Source organism: Pseudoalteromonas sp. S327 (genome assembly GCF_005886415.1).
In the GTDB taxonomy this organism is placed as follows: Bacteria; Pseudomonadota; Gammaproteobacteria; order Enterobacterales; family Alteromonadaceae; genus Pseudoalteromonas; species Pseudoalteromonas atlantica.
In genome coordinates this window covers 87,957-105,958 of the sequence record NZ_PNDP01000035.1, presented here as the reverse complement: position 1 = coordinate 105,958, position 18,002 = coordinate 87,957, and the positions used below count along the sequence as shown (strand labels likewise).

The following is an 18,002-nucleotide window of genomic DNA, read 5'->3' as shown; positions in this document are numbered from 1 at the left end:
TAAGTAAATAGTTTAAATCAGTATTCATTTTTATGTAGCCGGTTACCCTAAATTTTAATACTAATTTTACTCTTGGTTTTTCCATACTTTGACATAATCAACAAGCATTGTGGCCACAAAATCATCATCAATATTACGAGTATTACCGTCCCATCCACCGACTTGTAATGATAAGATCACATATGAGGGTAAGCTGCCAATCCGCTCGCTTTCATGTTCCCATACTTTTTCACCATCGATATACATTCCAACGTAATTAGGGGCCCAATGCATACCAAATAGATGAAAGTCATCTTCTGTTTCATTAAGGTAAAGTTTATCTGACTCTACTGATGCATGTTTACTACCGTATCCATCCCAATGTAGAGCAGCCCAACTGACACCGCCTCCCCACACGCCTAAATACTCCATAATATCGAATTCCATACCCCTACCAAAAGTGGTTGATGTATCGCCCCACACATCTTTAACCAATAAAATAGGCTCCTCGCCATAGTTTTCTTTAGCATACTCACCACCACGAACTGTTGCATCATCAGTTATTCCTATATTTGTGTCATTAACAATAAGTACAGGCCTATCAGCTGAGTTTTCTGCTTCATTACTGAATATTTCTAAAAGCTGTTTTCTCATATAGTTATCGACTAAGGCAAAGCTGGCATCACTTCCCGCATTTTTCTGCTTCTGAATATAATCAGTAACATCAACCTCAATAATATCACCAGATGAAGCACCATAACGGTGAGTAAACCAAATGGGGTCAATCTTCGGCTTTGTATCCCACGTTACTGTACTCTGAGACCAACCACTCGAAAGTGTTTTATGTACCGCAACACTGCTTTTATTTGTTGCTTTAGAGACCTTGAGCTTTAGAAGTGCTGAGTCAACCGTATCTGATATATCATCAAGACTAAATTTCAATAAAGCTTGGCGCCTATAAGTATCACTCCCATAAATTCCTTTATCAGCTAACAGCCAAAAAGCAGGCCACGTACCATGTATTGAGTCATACTTAATCTTGGCTTCGAAGTATCCATATTGCTGTCTAAACTGGCCAAAAGTACTGATCTCAGCCCCTTTATAATGATGCGTTTTATCTCCTTGATTAAAGAGTTCTCGTTCGGCTTTGAACATCAGCATACCGTTTTCAACACTAATATTTTCACTTCCTGCATTAGCAGCAATGCCACTCATACCTAAGTATTGCTTGCCAACTTTCCACTTATCAGGGTTGAGGGTGTTTTGGTTAAAGTCATCTTCAAAAGTAAGTACCCAATTCCCTGGCGCCGGAGGGTTAGTAGTTACAATCGATTTATTCTCTTTAAAGTAGACTGAATCCATATAAAATATACCTGTACCGTAAGGGCCCTGAATACCTACTGCGAGTACATTCTCTCCTTCGTTTAAGTTAAAGTGTTTAAGGTGTATTTGAATTGTATGCCAAGTGTCATCTGAGTAGTCATTATGTCCTGGCTCGCCATTAATGGTCCAAAACTCGCTATTAGAATCATCTAGATTTATCTTTAAAGAGTTTTCCCCCCTACGAAACATAAGGGTCCCTTTACTACCTGACTTTCGGTATATTTTTGCTTCGAGGATGGTATCTTCGTATGGCGGTACTTGTGCAATGCGCAAACCCGATTGGGTCCAATGATGGGCTGACATTACGATTGCTTTATCGCCATCAGCTACTGGTTCATCTATCTGCGTTAAGCTTGATTCACTGGATGAAGTAGACCACAAAGAGGTGCCATTTTGGGGGTAATCATCAAATAAAACGGTTTCAGCAATACTAATGTGCGGTAGAACCAACAAAATATAAAAGCTAAGTAAAAACTTACCTTTTATCCGACGAATTTTTAAGGTTAATTTCATTGCTATTCCTAAACTAATTAATAATTTGAATATTTACCTAAGCAGAAATTAATCATTAACTGTTCAGGCGTACGTTAAATTTACAAAGGGTTGTAAATAAAGTTCATAGCCAAATTAGTAATTATTTAATTGTAGGAGTAGTTTTGATATGGCTTATCTATTAAAAATAGTATGGAACATCGCTAGTGTTTTTCAATTATTTTTATTGTTTAATACTAATCATAAGTTATTAGTTTTATCTTTTTTAAACTTGATATCATAGAGTTAAAAATATAATTAAATTTTTATTAAAGTGTGTTTTTACCGCAAGAAAATACTTACTATTTATTCATCAATCTAATCGTTGCTTTAACAGTTATGAGCTATAAAGCACCTCTTAAACTCATATAAATGATCACATCTGTTAGTAAGTAGAAAAAACTAAACCAGCGTGATTCGCTATTATTTACAATAAACATTGTCAACATCTAGGTAAAAATTCACAGCAGTATATTTTAATTGCAAAACAGAACACGCCGTAGGTTTAGCTGATTAAAAAGATGAAAAAAAGGCGCCTTAAACAGCGCCTTTGGATTCAAGTATGTGTGCTTAAAACATATCTTGATAGGAGTTGGTTGCATTAAACGAAATTGCTTTATCAAAACCAGGAAGCTCTATGCCGTCCTCGCCAATTACAATGTCGTTATCGTCAATGGCGCCATCACCAAAACGATATACTAATTCGTACTTGCCAAGATCTGCTTGTGCTCTATAGGTATTTTGCGCAGCAGCAACAGATGTATTTTTATCTGTATAATTACTCATAGCCTCATCACCGTGGCGCTTAGCAAGCATTTGCATCGTTACTTTAGCGCTAAGTACAGTAGCTGTGGCGTTATTACCGCCAAAGCCTTTTGAGTTTATAAAGGCTATGTCCATATCGCCACAATCGTAATGACTGTTACGTATATCTAAGTGATCTGCATAAACATCGTCAGCAACTTTATCTATAGTCGTAATGCCCGGCATAATATTGTGGCTAAATACACCCAGAGCAATCGCCAACTGATCGCCACTAGCAGGTGCAATTGTATGCCCTACATAAGCTTTTGGCGCTGTTACTTTCCAGCTATCAATGGCAAAGGTTTGCGCTACTTTATGATAAATAAGTGACTCAGTTACTCTGTTTTGCGGTGTACTTGAACCGTGCGCTAAAATAAAGCTGCGGTTTTGTAGTGCGTCTTTACCTAATAAGCTTGTTGCTAATGCCGCAGATTTGGCCATGGTAATGTAATTACCTGGGCCCGGTGAGGTGATTGATTTTTTAATGCCATCGGCATTTACAAATACATCAGGTACTGAGCCCATAATGTCTGCACCAAGCTCTAGTGCTAATGCGTCATCCATTAAAATAGTGACTTGTGCGCCTTCACCTAATGTGAAGCCACAGTTTTCGCCAAATGGGCGGCTGCTTTTACGGTAATCGGGCTCTTGTTCACTGCTTAAGTTATCTAAACGGCGCAGGCCTTCAACATTTGCAAGGGCGCTCATATTACCAAACCCTTCGACCACTTCAGGCGTTATAGCGCATTCAACACTTGCCACAACCGCAACACGGGTGCGTCCTGCTTGAATATCGTTTACTGCAGCGCGTAAATTATATAAAAAAGTGGCACATGCGCCCGAGGTAGAAAACGTAGTCCCTACATTACCTGTAACGTACGCGTTTATAAAATCAGTCGACATCGTGTTTAAACCAAGTGCTAATTGCTTAGTACTAACACGATCGCCCTGCTGACGCGCTTTAACTAAACCACCTAATCCTTTATCGTCCATTTGGCCAATAACAGAGGCTGAATAGGTACCAATTTTATCTGGCTCTACGCTATTCATTATGCGTTGCCAGTCAAGGCCAGTTGATTTAATAGCATCGTTTGCAGCAAATATGGTGGCTTGCAAACCACGTGGCTGATAACGGCTGTTATACATAATTGATGGATCAAACCCGGTAGGAAATTGCCCCGCCGATTTAATCGGGTTATCACGTGTAGAATCAAGCTTTACGTCTAAGTCTGCGGCTATCGTTACTTTTACTTTTTTGCCGTCAAGCTCTTGTACATTCCAGCTTGCAGGCACAGGGGTTGGTAAATCACGTGCGCGAGTTTCAAATACAATTGCGTTTTCGTCAGATGACTTTAAGGTCATTTTTTGCTGCCAAGGTGTGGCATCTGCGTCAAAATGTTCTTTTTCGATTTTACGAATAAGCGTCCCAGCAATAATTTGCTCACCAAAGCGTGCTTCTATGTCGCTTTGCTCAACATTATTACCGTTTGTGTCTTGTAATTGGCCATCAACAACGCTTACCAAGTTCATTAATGTGGCGAGGCCTAAAAATGTTTCACTACGATCTTGTGCGTTTAATGCATCTAACACGATACGGCGGTAACCTTGATGGAAAGAAGTTCGGCCTGCGGCGTTAATACCACCCATGCCTACAATTACAGGTAATGCTGTCATAATTAACCTTTAAAGCGTGTTATTGGAGAAGCAAACAGTTTAAATGGATTAACCACTGCACTTTGTGCTTTAATAGCCAAATATTCAGCATTAAAGGCCAAAAACCACTGGTCGGAGCTTTAAAATGAATAAAAAACTGCTCAACCCCGCGCTAAACATTGCAATTACTGTGTACCCACACTTACTTATTACCAGTTTAACGCTCCCCATTGAAATGCTAAGAGCCGGCGAAGCCTATGCAAAAGGCCACTTAAACCAAGCTGACTTTAGACCACTTAGTATAAATTTAATTGCTAAAAATAATGAGCCAATACAAAACCGTACAGGCCTTGCTATAGTCCCCGATTGCACTACTGCTAACGCACCGTATAACGATTTAATTATAGTACCCGGCATTTGGCGAAACCCTCGTCCTGTTGTTCGTACTAATAAAGAGGTAGTTGAATGGCTACAAGAAAGCTTTGAAACTGGCAGCCATATAATTGGTGTAGGTACTGGTAATTGTTTAGTTGCAGAGGCAGGGTTACTTGATGGGCACCCCGCTACCACCCACTGGCATTATGCAAAACAATTTAGCCACGACTACCCATTGGTAAGCCTAAAACCCGACTTTTTTATAACCCAATCTGAGCGTATGTATACGGTGGCAAGCTTAAATGCACTTGCAGATGTGATCGTACATATTATTAGCCAATATTACGGTAAAGCCGCTGCACAGCACGTAGAACGTAACTTTTCGCACGAAGTTCGTAAACCCTACGAAGATCAGCGCTACCTTGAAGGCGCGGTTGACCGCCACCCAGATGAACTAATAGCGCAAATTCAGTTTTGGCTTAAAACTAATTTAGCCAGCGAGTTAAACCTGCAAGAAGTAGCGGCACAATTTAGCTTAAGCTACCGTACCTTTACACGGCGTTTTAAGCTTGCAACTAATCAAAGCCCTATAGAATATTGGCAACAGTTAAGGGTTGAAGGTGCTAAAGAATTATTAGCGTCGTCTAATTTAACTATTCAAGAAGTGGCGCTTGAGGTTGGCTATAACGACCAAGGCCATTTAACTCGCGTGTTTAAAAAAGTGCTAAGCCAAACGCCAAGCGAGTACAGAAAAGTAGTAAGAAGAAAATTATTTGGTTAATGCATAGCGGCTATTAAGTGGCTTTTATTGTTATATAAATTACACTATTACCTAAAATCCGATTCAGGTTATTGTATGAGCGATGAAATAAAAAAACAGCTTTTTGAGCAACAAAGTGATGGCTCTATCGACGAAAAATTATTACGCCTGCTTTCGCTTGTGCGCAAACACCTAAAAATGGATGTTGCGTTTATATCGGAGTTTACAAAAACAGATCGCGTTTTTAAAGTGGTCGATAACCAAACCAATAACACCTGTGTAGCAGTTGGTAATTCAGATCCTATTTGCCAAACATATTGCAAAAAAATCTCAGATAACGAACTTGAACCTATCATACCAAACACGCATAAACACCCAATTACTAAGGCTATGCCAGTTACCAAAAAGTTAAATATAGGCTCATATATAGGTGTGCCTATAGTTTTAGCATCAGGTAAAATTTACGGTACCTTTTGCTGCTACAAAACAACATGTGATGACAACTTAAATAATAAAGATTTGGCATTTTTAAAACTTATATCAGAGCTTGCTAGCGAGCTAATAGAGCAAAAAGCACAATCTGATACATTAAGTATTGAAACAAAAATACTCATTGAAAATATTATAAAAACAAAAGCCATCACTATTTATTTTCAGCCCATTTTTAACCTAGCGACTAACCGGCTATCGGGTTATGAGTCGCTTTCTCGATTTTTTACCGAGCCTTACAAAACACCCGATGTATGGTTTAAAGATGCCGATAATTTAGGTCTCGGTGAAGCACTAGAAATACTTGCAATACAAAATACACTACACTGCATGGATGAGCTTGCCCCTCATGCCTACATAACCATTAATACATCGCCAGCGCATATATTATCGGGTGCAATTAATAACGTATTAAATGATGTAGATTGCACCAGAATAATATTAGAAGTGACTGAACATTCGCCTATTACAAATTACCAGGCTATGCGCGCTGCACTTGAGCCATTGAGAGCAAAAGGCGTAAAGCTGGCAATAGACGATGTAGGCGCTGGGTTTTCGTCTTTTCAGCATATATTAGAGTTAGAAGCCGATATTATAAAACTTGATATTAGCCTTACCCAAAATATAAATAACGACCGTAGAAAGTTTTTATTAGCAAAGGCGTTATGTGGTTTTGCAAAAGCAATTAACTGTTCAATTGTAGCTGAAGGCATAGAAAATGAAGATGAGCTTTTCACACTCAGAAAACTAAATGTAGATAACGTACAAGGTTATTTTATTGGCCGCCCCGCGCCAATTAACGAGGCAATAGAGTATCAAGCAGTCACGCTTTAACTAGTAGTACGCCACTAAATTAGTGGCGTTCGGTGTCGTTAAACTCCTTTCGATAGTAACGCTTTTGATAGCTTTTAACCTTAGTATGGACGCCTTTACTTAAGCTTTTAAATTTTGCTTCAAGTACATCCACACCATATAAAATACCGACCACCAGCACTGAAAGTTTAATAGCAGCGCCTAAATTGTCTGTAGCTATCATTACGCCAATTGAGGCAAGCACCCAAATGGTTGCAGCTGAGGTAACCCCTACTACGGCTCCGTCTTTTGCAAGCATAACGCCAGCGCCTAAAAAGCCAATGCCTGTAATTATTTGCCCCACTACACGAGAATGATCAATCACATCGCCTTGTAAGTTAAACGCGGTCGATAAAAACAAATACGTGCCCAGCGTTATTAAAGCTGAGGTACGAATACCCACAGGTTTACCGCGTAACTGGCGCTCTATACCAATTATGGCCCCGCAAAAAGCGGCGGTGCCAATGGCTGCCCACGAATAAGGGGCTACATCAATTAAATCTAAAAAAGTCACTCTTTACATTAAACCTATTAATTATTTGCAATGGCCACTGCGGTTCTTAGCCGTTGACCACCAAATGCTGACATTTTACTAAAATCACTGCGCGCTATAGGTACGTACTGGCAATCTATTGCGAGTTGTTTGTCGCTTCCTGGCTCACAAAACGGGTCGTGAACATACACGCAGTGCTCATCAAGGTGGGTAACGCACACCCAATGGGGTGATTTTTTACCATCAAAACTGTATGTGCTAATTAATAACAGCACACTAAAGCCTTGGCTTAACCACTGTTCAATATGCTCAAGCTCAACATCTTTATGCACAAGCGGTATATTAGCCTGTGCAATGCCATCAACAAATTGTTGGTGCACTGTTGTAAGTACCACTTTTTTGTTCTCATTGCGTACGCCATCTAAAAACAAAGGCTCTGTGGTATTAACCATTACCTCGCTTTTAAAGCCGCGCTTATTAGCCGCAAGTGCCAAACCAAACGGATGGCAACCACCATGTCCTGAGGTCATAAAAATGGTGGTGCCTTCGCGCCAAAGAGCCAGCTCATGTGATTGACTAAGCTCGGTTGTTGGTTTAAGTGCGCCCATTGCCATTAATAACGCCGCAGGCCCACAGGTAAACTCGGTAGTTTGCTGATACCACGGCGTTAATCGCGCTACTTTTAGCTCACTCGTTTGGCGAATATTTTTTTGCATTCGCAGTGCATCACTGTGATCGTCATAATAATCGCTATATTGGCCAAATACTCTGTAACCCAAACTTTTATAAAGCCCAATCGCACTTTCGTTATTTACGGCCACTTCTAATCGTAAGTAAATTCGTCCACGCTCACAGGTTTGTTTTTCAAGCGCTGCTAATAGCATTTTGGCAATGCCTTTACCTTGCATTTGGGGTAATACCGCAAGCGAATATAAACGCGCCAAACGCGTGCCTTTATGGCACCACACAAGCCCATAGCCGCATACTTGCTCGCCATTTTCTGCAACGAGCAAAATACCGTGCTTAGCACTTAACCAGCGCTTTAAACTACGCGGGCTCAATTTATCGTTATTAAAGCAAGCGTTTTCAACGTCAATTAATGCGTTTAAATCACTGCTAAGCGCCTTTCGAATAACAAGATTACTCATGTTATTAGCCACGGCCTCGCGCTTCTAAACGTTGTTTAAATTCGTCCATAATAATCATGTATAGCTCGTCGCCTAAATAGCCGTCTTCAACTTTGTGATCAATACTTGGATTGTCATTTACTTCAAGCACGTATGCTTTGCCTTGGTGCTCTTTAACATCTACGCCATATAACCCTTTACCCACTGTTTTACATGCTTTTAAAGCCGCATCTAATACGACTTTTGGTAACTCGAAGGTAGGTAGCGTTTCAAAACCACCCGAGAAAAACCGTTTAGCATCGTGATTATAAATTTGCCAATGGTTTCGCGCCATTAAGTAGCGACACGCATATATAGCGCGGCCATTTAATACACCTACTCGCCAATCGTATTCTGTGTACATGTATTCTTGTGCAAGTACCAATGCGCTATATTCATACAGCTCGGTTAATTTAGCTTCAAGCTCACCGCGGTTTGCAACTTTAAATACCCCTTTTGAGAACGACCCTTCAGGCATTTTTAAAACCAGCGGATAGGTAAACGCCTCTTCTAATTGCGCAAGCGTTTGCGCTGATTGATCAGCCACTACAACCGTTTTTAAACTGGGCACTTTTTGATAATTAAACGCATCGTGTAAATACACTTTATTACAACAACGTAAAATAGATTCAGCATCATCAATTACCACTAAACCTAGGCTTTGCGCTTTGCTTGCAAGGCGATACGTTGGATGGTCAATCGCTGTAGTTTGGCGAATAAATAACGCATCAAACTGGGCAATGTTGTCTATTTCATCAAAGCTTAATGCTTGTGCATTAATGCCGTGCTTAGCGGCGGCTTTTATAAATCGGGCAATGGCGTCTTTATCACTCGGTGGTACTTTTTCGTTATGATCAACAAGTATTGCCATATCCCATCTAAAACGGCGCTGCACATTTCCAATGCGCCACTGTGTTTGGGTAAACGTATTTAGTTTTTCTACAAAATTGCTATATTGCTCATCGTTTAAAGAGCTAAGCGAACCTTGCTGTAACAAACCTTGCTCATCTACAAATAAAATAGGCGCTGGGTATTGTTTAAATACCGATTTAGCCGCTTTACTTTGTAATTCGTTTAGCGCATTACCAAAGTAAATTTCGCCATCAATTTGCCCAACATTTAACATAGGAGCTTGGCCACTTCGAAGCGCGTTTATTGTTTTTACACTTGGCAAAACTTGGTGTTTACGGGCCTCTGCAAGCAATGAGCAATAGTAACCCTTACTCAAGTATTGGCTTGAGTCGCATAAATTAATAATGCGAGTTTTAGGTTCATTATGTTTTGGGTAATCACGTAAGTAACTATTAAACGAAATCACATTGTCGAACGATTGAGCAAGTGTTTGCTCGTTGTTATCAACCACTATTAAGGTTTTAAACACGACTTTTCCTAGTTAAGTCAGAAATATAAAAAGCATGCCTAATAAAATACTCAGCACTATAAATAGAAACACCCATCGTACTAAGTGGGCATTGCGCGTATCACTTAATACGATGGGTGCTTTAACAAATACCTACTGTAAGTGTTAGCGCTTAAATTGCTTAAGCGACATCTGCTTTATATGCCCTTTTTAAAAACCACACAAACGAGATATTTTTAGCGTGAAGATAAAAAATATTGATTAACTATATTTTCCTATTAATGCAGATTAAAATACGCAAAATTACTATTTTATGAGCGTTATAAATGTCACACCCTACCTGCCCACAGTGCCAATCTGAATATGTTTACGAAGACCAACAACTGCTTATATGCCCTGAATGCGCCTATGAATGGAACCCAAATAGTACAAGCGATGAAGGCGCAATTTTAGTTAAAGATGCCAACGGCACTTTACTTACTGATGGCGATAAAGTAACCGTAGCCAAAGATTTAAAAATAAAAGGCAGCTCACAAGTTATTAAAATCGGTACTAAAGCGGTCGTTAGGCGTGTGCTTGATAAAAAAGATCACGAGCTAGATTGCAAAGTAGATGGTATTGGCGAAATGATGGTAACAGCGAAGTTTGTGAAAAAGGCTAACTAGTTGGGTAGGTCGGATAAATGGCGAAGCCATGCCATCCGACGCGTAATAAAGGCCGAAATTATTTCATTTAACAAAAACTTTTGTACAAAATTAAAGTGTATTATGAAGCTATAGCTTTGTCGGATGGCGCTTCGCTTATCCGACCTACGAAATATTTATATTTTTTATCCGCACCAATTATTTGCATAAATGCCTTGTTTCACGGCTCTATGAAAACTTGAATAAGGCCAATCAGCTACTTGACTAACTAGGCCATGTTTTAACGGATTAAAATGAACATAGTTAACATGATGCCAATAATCATTATCATCCCTAATAGTATGTTCCCAAAAACGGCGCTGCCAAATTCCACGTTCATTTTTACGCTTCCGTGTTTGAGTTAAAAACTCTGTCTTTGGGAGTGATTTTGAAAATCGCTTTTTAATTTCTCGCCAGCGACTCGAATAATCCACATCATCATCTGGTAAAGTTAAAACTGCATGAAGGTGATCGGGCAGCACAACCCATGCATCTATATAAAATGGCCTTTGAGATTTAACAAAACGGATAGACTCTCTTAATAAATCGATATGCTCAACCAACAACGATTTATTCCTATCGAGCAAATTAACTATAAAAAAGTACGTCCCACCTTTTACATAATTACGACGATATTGCATTGCATATCCATTGTATTATTTGTTACGCATTAGATAAATAAAGCGCAATTTTAGGATATTTACAACATTGACGTAGGTCGGATAAATGGCGAAGCCATGCCATCCGACAATTAATTTATAAGTATAAGCGTTTATTGTATTGATATGGTTTTGTCGGATGGCGCTTCGCTTATCCGACCTACATATAAAACCAATGCTTTATAAAATCTCTACCACATCATATTCATGGTTTTTTCCTGCAATGGTTAGGCTTACTTCATCATCAAGTTGTTTGCCTAAAAGTTGTTTACCTAGCGGTGCTTCTGGTGTAACAACTTGAATAGTCAGCCCTTTTACTTCAACCGTTAAACCGCCTGCGGCTGGGCCTAAGTAAAACCATTTTTGTAAGGCGTTTTCATCTTCTAGGCAAACGAGAGAGCTTATAATCACTTTTTTGTAAGTGGGCTCTTTAAAAATGGCTTCAAATTGTTTAATACTTTTGTAGCAATCGTTTACACGCTCGGCTTGGCCTTGTGCTAAATAAGCGGCCTCGAGTCCTAGGGTGTCGTATTGCGTTTCTGCAACGCTTTCTTCGTGAGTGGCGGCGTCGTGCGCGGCTTTGGCAGCTTGTTTTGCACTGTTTAATTGTGCTTCGAGTGCAAATTTAAGGTGTTCTATTACGTGGGATTTATTCATGAAAGGCGCTAATAACCAATACGGTAAACTATGTGATTAATTTTACCGTTATAAGACGCTTAAAACCATTATTTTAAGCGCCTGTGTTTTAATGAAGATTTTTAAAAGTATTTATTGCTAGGGCATATCGAGCAACGCTTGCGTTTCTGCATCTTGTTTTTCTTCGTAATTTTTAGCACTTAACCCTAATAGTTCGGGTAACGTGGCGGCAATACAAATAGATGAGAACGTACCTACTACAATGCCGGTAAATAGCGCGATGGCAAAGCCTTGTAATGGCGCACCAGCGAGGAGCCAAACACTTGCAACTGTAGCAAGTGTGGTGCCCGATGTAATAAGCGTACGCGTTAAGGTACTTTTTATTGCGTTGTTAATAATATTTGCGGGGCTAAGTGTGTTATTAGATTTAACACGTAAAAGCTCGCGTACTCTATCGCCCACTATTATAGAGTCGTTAAGTGAATAACCTATAATGGCCAGCAAACTGGCAAGTACCGTTAAATTAAACTCAATATTTAATAGCGAAAATAGCCCCAGTACCAGTAATAAATCATGCACTAGCGCAACCACAGAGCCAACAGCTAAACGCCATTCAAACCGTACAGCTAAATAAAGCATTACTGCAACCATGGCTGAAAATAGCGCTAAACAACCTTGTTCAAACAGTTCATCACCCACTTGCGAGCCAATATATGCTGATGATAAAACCTCGGCGTTAATGTCTGCATTTTGTGTAATGGCGCTTTGCCAATCACTACTATTTGCTGTTGAACCGCTGGGCGCTTCGCGTAGTTGAAAGTGATTATTACCTTGTGCGGTTAGTTCAAACTCGCCATTGTGATTTTTAGTAATAAATTGCTCAAGTTGTTTTAGCTCAACACCTTGGCTGGTGGTAAATTCTGTTAGGTAACCACCGGTAAAGTCGAGCCCAAAATTAAGCCCTTTTTGACTAAGCGTAAATACCGATAGCAGTACAAGTATGGCGCTCAAAAGCATGCCCGAAAAACGCAGACGTGTACCCGCCTCGCCCTTTAAAAAAGTGTTAAGCATGTGCATTTACTCCTGCTTTTTTAGCCATTTTTAAATATACCGTTTGGCTTAGTACTTTTGATACGTACACGCCAGTAAATACCGAGGTTATTAAGCCAAGTGCCAATGTTATGGCAAAGCCTTTAACTGGGCCGTAACCTATTCCATATAAAATAAGCGCGGTGATCATGGTGGTTATATTGGCATCAAATATGGTGTTAGCGGCTTGCTTGTAACCTTCTTGAATAGCTTGATAAGCAGAGCGCCCTTTTCTACGCTCTTCTTTTATTCGCTCAAATATAATAACGTTGGTATCTACCGCCATACCAATGGTGAGTACCAGCCCGGCAATACCCGGAAGTGTTAACACAACCCCTGGTAATAACGACATTAGCCCCACAAGCGACGTTAAATTTAATAACAGCGCTACGTTTGCAATAAGCCCTAAGCGGCGATACCACATTGCCATAAAGGCAAGTGTAATACCCATGCCCAGCATCAATGCGGCCAAGCCGTTAGTTATATTTTCTTGACCTAGGCTTGGGCCAATTGTTTGTTCGTGCACAATAGTAACCGGTGCTGTTAGCGAGCCTGCGCGTAATAATAGTGCTAAATCGGCCGCTGCCTGTTGGCTTTTCATATTGGTAATACTAAAACGTGAACTTAAATGCTGCGCAATATTCGCTACATTTATAACTTCGCTTTTTTTAACGGTTTCACCTTTAGCGTTTTGAGAGTACTCAGAGTAAACCGTGGCCATAGGCTTACCAATATTCGCTTTTGAAAACGCTGACATGGCATCGCCGCCTTGCCCATCAAGGCTAAGTTGCACAAGGGGTTTACCCCAATCGTCGCGCCCTATAGTGGCATTATTAATATGCTCACCGGTAAAAATTGGCACAGGATCAAGTTTGATGGTCCCGCCAGATTGCATATCAAATGTTTGCCCGCCGATTTCTTTTAACTGATAAAAGCCAAGTGATGCAGTTGCACCAATAATGCGCTTTGCCTCTGTTGGGTCTTGCACGCCAGGTAGCTCTATGCGTATACGGCTTTTACCTTGGCGCTGAGTGACGGCTTCGGTAATGCCTAATTCTTCTATGCGTGAGCGAAGCGTTGTGAGCGTTTGGCTCATAACTTCTTTATCAAAGTTGCTTCGCCCTTGCTCTGAATAGGTGAATTTTGCATTTTTAATATCACCATTACTGGTTGTTGAAACTGCTAAATTAGCAAATCGACTTTGTAGCTCATTGATTACCGGGGTAAGCTTTTTCGCTCCATTTGGGTGTGCATTTATTTCAAAGCCGTGCCCTGTTTGCAGCACTTTAAGGCCGTGCGCTTTTTGCTTAATAATAATTGATTTTGCTTGTTGATACGCACTGACTAATTGCTCATCAATTGCTTTATCTAAATCTACGTCGAGTACAAATAACACACCGCCGTTTAAATCTAGTCCCAATTTTATTGGTGATAAACCAAATTCTTGCAGCCAAAGTGGGCTCGTTGCATGTTCTACAATTTTAACTTGCGTGTGTGGGTACTGCGCCTTTATAGCCGCTTGCGCTTGTGCGCTTTTAGTTGGCTCGTTTAACAAAATATTTATAGATGTTTGATTATTTAGCCCTTGCTCAACTTTTAAACCTTGGTTATTTAAAAAAGTTACTAATGCATTAGTGCTTGGCACAGCTTGTGTTTCGCTATGAGGTGCATTGCTTACATGTAACCACGATTTATTAGGGTATAAGTTGGGTAATGCGCTAATGGCTAATAAAACCAGCACAATAAGCATGGCTATATAGCTTAATTTAAATTTAGCCATAAACGGCTTGTGATCTTTTTTTACACTTAACATGGTGTTTCCTTATTACCAGAACCGGTAACGTACTTTTTAAAAGCACAATTAATCTCAAGGCTTAAACGTAAAACGTTAAAACCTAATAAAAATTAAATAAGAAAATTAAGCGTGGTAGGTACTTACGGCGGTATAAAGTAAATTAGCGTCTTTCCAGCCGCTGAGTCGCGACTTTTTGCTATGCGTTACAAGTGTATACCATGGCTGTTGGGCAATAAACGCGTTGGGGCTTAGGTATATTTCTCTAAAATGGGTGTGTGCAAAAAATTCAAATACAACGTCGTATTCAGGCTCACTTTGCACGACATGTAAAAATAACGAAGAATTACTAGCCGTTAACCTAGGTTGATGAGCGTCAAACCCAGTTTGATGTGTTTTTTTGTGCTCACTTCCCTTTACTGATTTTGATATAGGCAGCGTTTTAGCTAGACCAACGCTATCAGCAAATACACTCAATGAGGTGGTTGCAGTGTTTAATTTATGTGTCGCGCACTGCGCACTACTTTGAACACTAAAAAGCGCACAAAACAGTAAAAAAGCAGATATAAACACACGAACGTTAAACATGGTTGCGTCAAACTAAAATAAGGGATGCGTAGTATATATGGGCAAGTATTTAAAATACAATGCATATTAATTAAGTATTTATTTGACTGAGATCCGTAATGCGCTCTAAACACAGTATTATAAAACGCGCCGATGCAATGACCTTAAAACAAAGCATTAAAACGCTGTGGCCATACATTACTAAATTTAAAGGGCGCGTACTTTTAGCCCTTTTAGCGCTTATAGGAGCTAAGGGCGCAACTCTTTTAATGCCTTGGGCATTAAAAGAAATTATCGACTCGGTTGATAAATCAATCAATCCAGTTTTAGTTATCCCTGCATTACTATTGCTTATGTATGGTGGGCTTAGGTTTGCCAGCGTGTTTTTAGGCGAAGTAAGAGATGCGGTGTTCTCTCGTGTGACAGAGCACGCGATGCGTGATATTGGGTTAAAAGTATTTAAACATTTACACTCGCTAGAGCTTGCTTTTCATCTCGATAGGCAAACCGGTGGGATAAGCCGTGATATAGAGCGTGGTACTAGTGGGCTGAGCTTTTTAATGCGTTTTTTAATGTTTAATATTGTCCCCACCCTTTTTGAAATACTGACCGTTGCTATTATTTTTGGCTCACTATTTTCTATTTGGTTTGCGTTAATAACCTTATTAGCGGTTGCTATTTATATTACCTTTACTGTAACAGTAACGCAGTGGCGAAACCGTTTTATACGCGAGGCAAACGCCGCCGATAACCTTAGTAATACACGCGCCATAGACAGCCTGCTTAACTACGAAACTGTAAAATATTTTAATAACGAAGAATTTGAAGCCAAAACATACGACTCTTTTTTAGCAAATTGGGAAACCGCCCGTTTAAAAAATAGAATGTCGTTGCTTGCGCTTAATTCAGGCCAAGCGTTAATAATTGCAAGCGCTATTACAGCGCTAATGTGGTTAGGTGCCAAAGAAGTGGTAACGGGCGCTCTAACAATTGGCGAACTTGTAATGATAAACGCCTACATGATCCAATTATTTTTACCGCTTAACTTTTTAGGATTTGTTTATCGAGAAATAAGACGCGCCCTAACCGATTTAGAAAACATGCTGGGCTTACTTAATAAAAAACCACAGATAACTCAGCGCCCCCATGCTCAACACCTTTGTGTTAGCAAAAGTAATATAGCCTTTAATAATGTCAGTTTTAGTTACGATGCAAGCCGCCCTATTCTTAGTAATATTAGCTTTAAAGTTAAAGCAGGCAGTAAGGTTGCCGTTGTAGGTGCAAGTGGTGCAGGTAAAAGCTCGTTGGCGCGGTTACTTTATCGCTTTTACGATATTAGCGCGGGCAGTATAACCATAGATAACCAAGCTATAGACTCCGTCACTCTCGATAGCCTGCGTAAAGCCATTGCTATAGTGCCACAAGACACAGTGCTATTTAACACCAGCATACGCGAAAACATCGCCTATGGCAGACCCACAGCAAGCGATAGTGAAATAGATAAAGCAATAGAAATGGCCCATTTAAAGGACTTTATTTCAACTTTAGCGCAAGGTGATAAAACGTTAGTGGGCGAGCGCGGTTTAAAAGTATCTGGCGGCGAAAAACAACGTATTGCAATTGCACGTGCAATTTTAAAGCAATCTCCTATTTTAATTTTTGATGAGGCGACCTCGGCGCTCGACTCGCACGCTGAGCAAGCCATTTTAAAGGCAATGCGCGATGTAACTCAAAACCACACCAGTATTGTGATTGCACACCGGCTATCAACTATAGTTGATGCCGATAACATATTAGTATTTAAAAAGGGCGAACTGGTTGAGCAAGGCACACATTCAGCGCTTTTATTACAAAATGGTCAATACGCTCAAATGTGGCATTTACAACAGCAAGATGATTAATTAACGCCATTTACTGGCGATACTGCGGCTTTACCTTTAGAATACGGCCTTGCAATTTTATTCAATAATTTACATATATTAAGGCGAAACGCAGATGGGAAGAGCTTACCAAAACAAAAAAGATTCAATGGCTAAAACTGCGGGTGCTAAAACTAAAGTTTATTCTAAGTACGGTAAAGAAATATACATTTGCGCTAAAAATGGTGGCGTAGATCCAGATGGTAACCTTGCGCTGCGCCGTTTAATCGAGCGCGCTAAAAAAGACCAGGTACCCGCACACGTTATTGAGCGCGCAATAGACAAAGCCAAAGGCGGCGGCGGTGAAGATTACGCAGCCACACGTTATGAGGGTTACGGCCCTGGTAACTGTATGATTATTGTTGACTGTTTAACCGACAACAACAAACGTACGTTTGCTGATGTACGTATTTGTTTTACCAAAGCAAACGCTAAAATAGGCGCACAAAATTCGGTATCACATTTATTTGATCACCTCGCTATTTTTGTTTTTGATGGCGATGACGATGAAGCTGTACTAGAAGCCCTTATGATGGCCGATGTTGATGTAACAGATGTAGAAGTAGAAAACGGTAAAGTGACGGTTTTTGCACCACATACAGAATACAACAACACCCGTACAGCGCTTGAAGAAATGGGTATTACAGATTTTGACGTAGATTTAATTTCGTTTGTACCACAAGTTGAAGCCCCTATTGAAGGTGAAGACGTAGAAGTAATGGAGCGCTTTTTAGCCATGCTTGAAGATTGTGACGACGTGCAAAACGTTTACCATAACGCGCAATTTTAAACTTTACTAAACGTATTTACTT

Annotated in this window: 15 protein-coding genes; 5 read left to right on the top strand and 10 right to left on the bottom strand. The window is 40.0% G+C overall.

The features are described 5' to 3' along the window. Positions 1 to 66 precede the first annotated feature (66 nt). On the bottom strand, positions 67 to 1,875 hold the full coding sequence (locus CWB60_RS11545) for a CBM96 family carbohydrate-binding protein (protein WP_138578160.1): 1,809 nt from the start codon (positions 1,873 to 1,875) through the stop codon (positions 67 to 69). A 588-nt stretch (positions 1,876 to 2,463) separates the two neighbouring features. Then, a complete protein-coding gene (locus tag CWB60_RS11540) occupies positions 2,464 to 4,371 on the bottom strand; it encodes a beta-ketoacyl synthase (RefSeq protein WP_138578162.1) in 1,908 nt (635 codons plus the stop codon). Between the two features lie 124 nt (positions 4,372 to 4,495). On the opposite strand from CWB60_RS11540, the gene CWB60_RS11535 reads away from it, so the two are divergent. Together CWB60_RS11535 and CWB60_RS11530 are read left to right on the top strand one after the other, a co-directional pair. Next, positions 4,496 to 5,506, top strand: a complete 1,011-nt coding sequence (locus CWB60_RS11535) for a GlxA family transcriptional regulator (RefSeq protein WP_138578164.1) — start codon at positions 4,496 to 4,498, stop codon at positions 5,504 to 5,506. 75 nt (positions 5,507 to 5,581) lie between these two features. Further along, positions 5,582 to 6,808 carry an EAL domain-containing protein gene (locus tag CWB60_RS11530; protein WP_138578166.1) on the top strand — a complete coding sequence of 409 codons (1,227 nt, stop codon included), beginning with the start codon at positions 5,582 to 5,584 and terminating at the stop codon, positions 6,806 to 6,808. A gap of 19 nt (positions 6,809 to 6,827) precedes the next feature. Here the strand turns inward: CWB60_RS11530 and CWB60_RS11525 are convergent, their stop codons facing one another. The 3 genes from CWB60_RS11525 to CWB60_RS11515 are packed head-to-tail and all read right to left on the bottom strand — an operon-like array spanning position 6,828 to position 9,866. Then, positions 6,828 to 7,340, bottom strand: a complete 513-nt coding sequence (locus tag CWB60_RS11525) for an MgtC/SapB family protein (protein ID WP_089347485.1) — start codon at positions 7,338 to 7,340, stop codon at positions 6,828 to 6,830. A gap of 17 nt (positions 7,341 to 7,357) precedes the next feature. Beyond that, complete coding sequence (locus CWB60_RS11520) at positions 7,358 to 8,467, bottom strand: GNAT family N-acetyltransferase/peptidase C39 family protein (protein WP_138578168.1); 1,110 nt, start codon at positions 8,465 to 8,467, stop codon at positions 7,358 to 7,360. A gap of 4 nt (positions 8,468 to 8,471) precedes the next feature. Continuing rightward, the gene (locus CWB60_RS11515) at positions 8,472 to 9,866 is read right to left on the bottom strand and encodes a RimK family ATP-grasp domain-containing protein (RefSeq protein WP_138578170.1); all 1,395 of its coding nucleotides are present in this window, start codon (positions 9,864 to 9,866) and stop codon (positions 8,472 to 8,474) included. A 305-nt stretch (positions 9,867 to 10,171) separates the two neighbouring features. On the opposite strand from CWB60_RS11515, the gene CWB60_RS11510 reads away from it, so the two are divergent. Continuing rightward, positions 10,172 to 10,510 (top strand): zinc ribbon domain-containing protein YjdM, encoded by a 339-nt coding sequence (locus CWB60_RS11510; protein WP_138578172.1) that lies wholly within the window; start codon positions 10,172 to 10,174, stop codon positions 10,508 to 10,510. 164 nt (positions 10,511 to 10,674) lie between these two features. Here the strand turns inward: CWB60_RS11510 and CWB60_RS11505 are convergent, their stop codons facing one another. The 5 genes from CWB60_RS11505 to CWB60_RS11485 all read right to left on the bottom strand — a co-directional run bounded on the left by CWB60_RS11505 (position 10,675) and on the right by CWB60_RS11485 (position 15,292). Beyond that, positions 10,675 to 11,169 carry an REP-associated tyrosine transposase gene (locus CWB60_RS11505; RefSeq protein WP_138578174.1) on the bottom strand — a complete coding sequence of 165 codons (495 nt, stop codon included), beginning with the start codon at positions 11,167 to 11,169 and terminating at the stop codon, positions 10,675 to 10,677. A 198-nt stretch (positions 11,170 to 11,367) separates the two neighbouring features. Further along, entirely contained in the window at positions 11,368 to 11,844 is a 477-nt protein-coding gene (locus tag CWB60_RS11500) for a GreA/GreB family elongation factor (protein ID WP_138578176.1), read from the bottom strand. A gap of 117 nt (positions 11,845 to 11,961) precedes the next feature. After that, on the bottom strand, positions 11,962 to 12,894 hold the full coding sequence (gene secF / locus CWB60_RS11495) for a protein translocase subunit SecF (RefSeq protein WP_138578178.1): 933 nt from the start codon (positions 12,892 to 12,894) through the stop codon (positions 11,962 to 11,964). Then, the gene (gene secD, locus CWB60_RS11490) at positions 12,887 to 14,725 is read right to left on the bottom strand and encodes a protein translocase subunit SecD (protein ID WP_138578180.1); all 1,839 of its coding nucleotides are present in this window, start codon (positions 14,723 to 14,725) and stop codon (positions 12,887 to 12,889) included. Before secD ends, secF begins: the two co-directional genes overlap by 8 nt. A 105-nt stretch (positions 14,726 to 14,830) precedes the next feature. After that, positions 14,831 to 15,292 (bottom strand): hypothetical protein, encoded by a 462-nt coding sequence (locus CWB60_RS11485; protein ID WP_138578182.1) that lies wholly within the window; start codon positions 15,290 to 15,292, stop codon positions 14,831 to 14,833. A gap of 98 nt (positions 15,293 to 15,390) precedes the next feature. Here CWB60_RS11485 and CWB60_RS11480 point away from each other — a divergent pair, with 98 nt between their 5' ends. Both CWB60_RS11480 and CWB60_RS11475 read left to right on the top strand, forming a co-directional pair. Beyond that, on the top strand, positions 15,391 to 17,172 hold the full coding sequence (locus CWB60_RS11480) for an ABCB family ABC transporter ATP-binding protein/permease (RefSeq protein WP_138578184.1): 1,782 nt from the start codon (positions 15,391 to 15,393) through the stop codon (positions 17,170 to 17,172). Between the two features lie 94 nt (positions 17,173 to 17,266). Further along, positions 17,267 to 17,980 carry a YebC/PmpR family DNA-binding transcriptional regulator gene (locus tag CWB60_RS11475; protein ID WP_004587809.1) on the top strand — a complete coding sequence of 238 codons (714 nt, stop codon included), beginning with the start codon at positions 17,267 to 17,269 and terminating at the stop codon, positions 17,978 to 17,980. Positions 17,981 to 18,002: the final 22 nt, after the last annotated feature.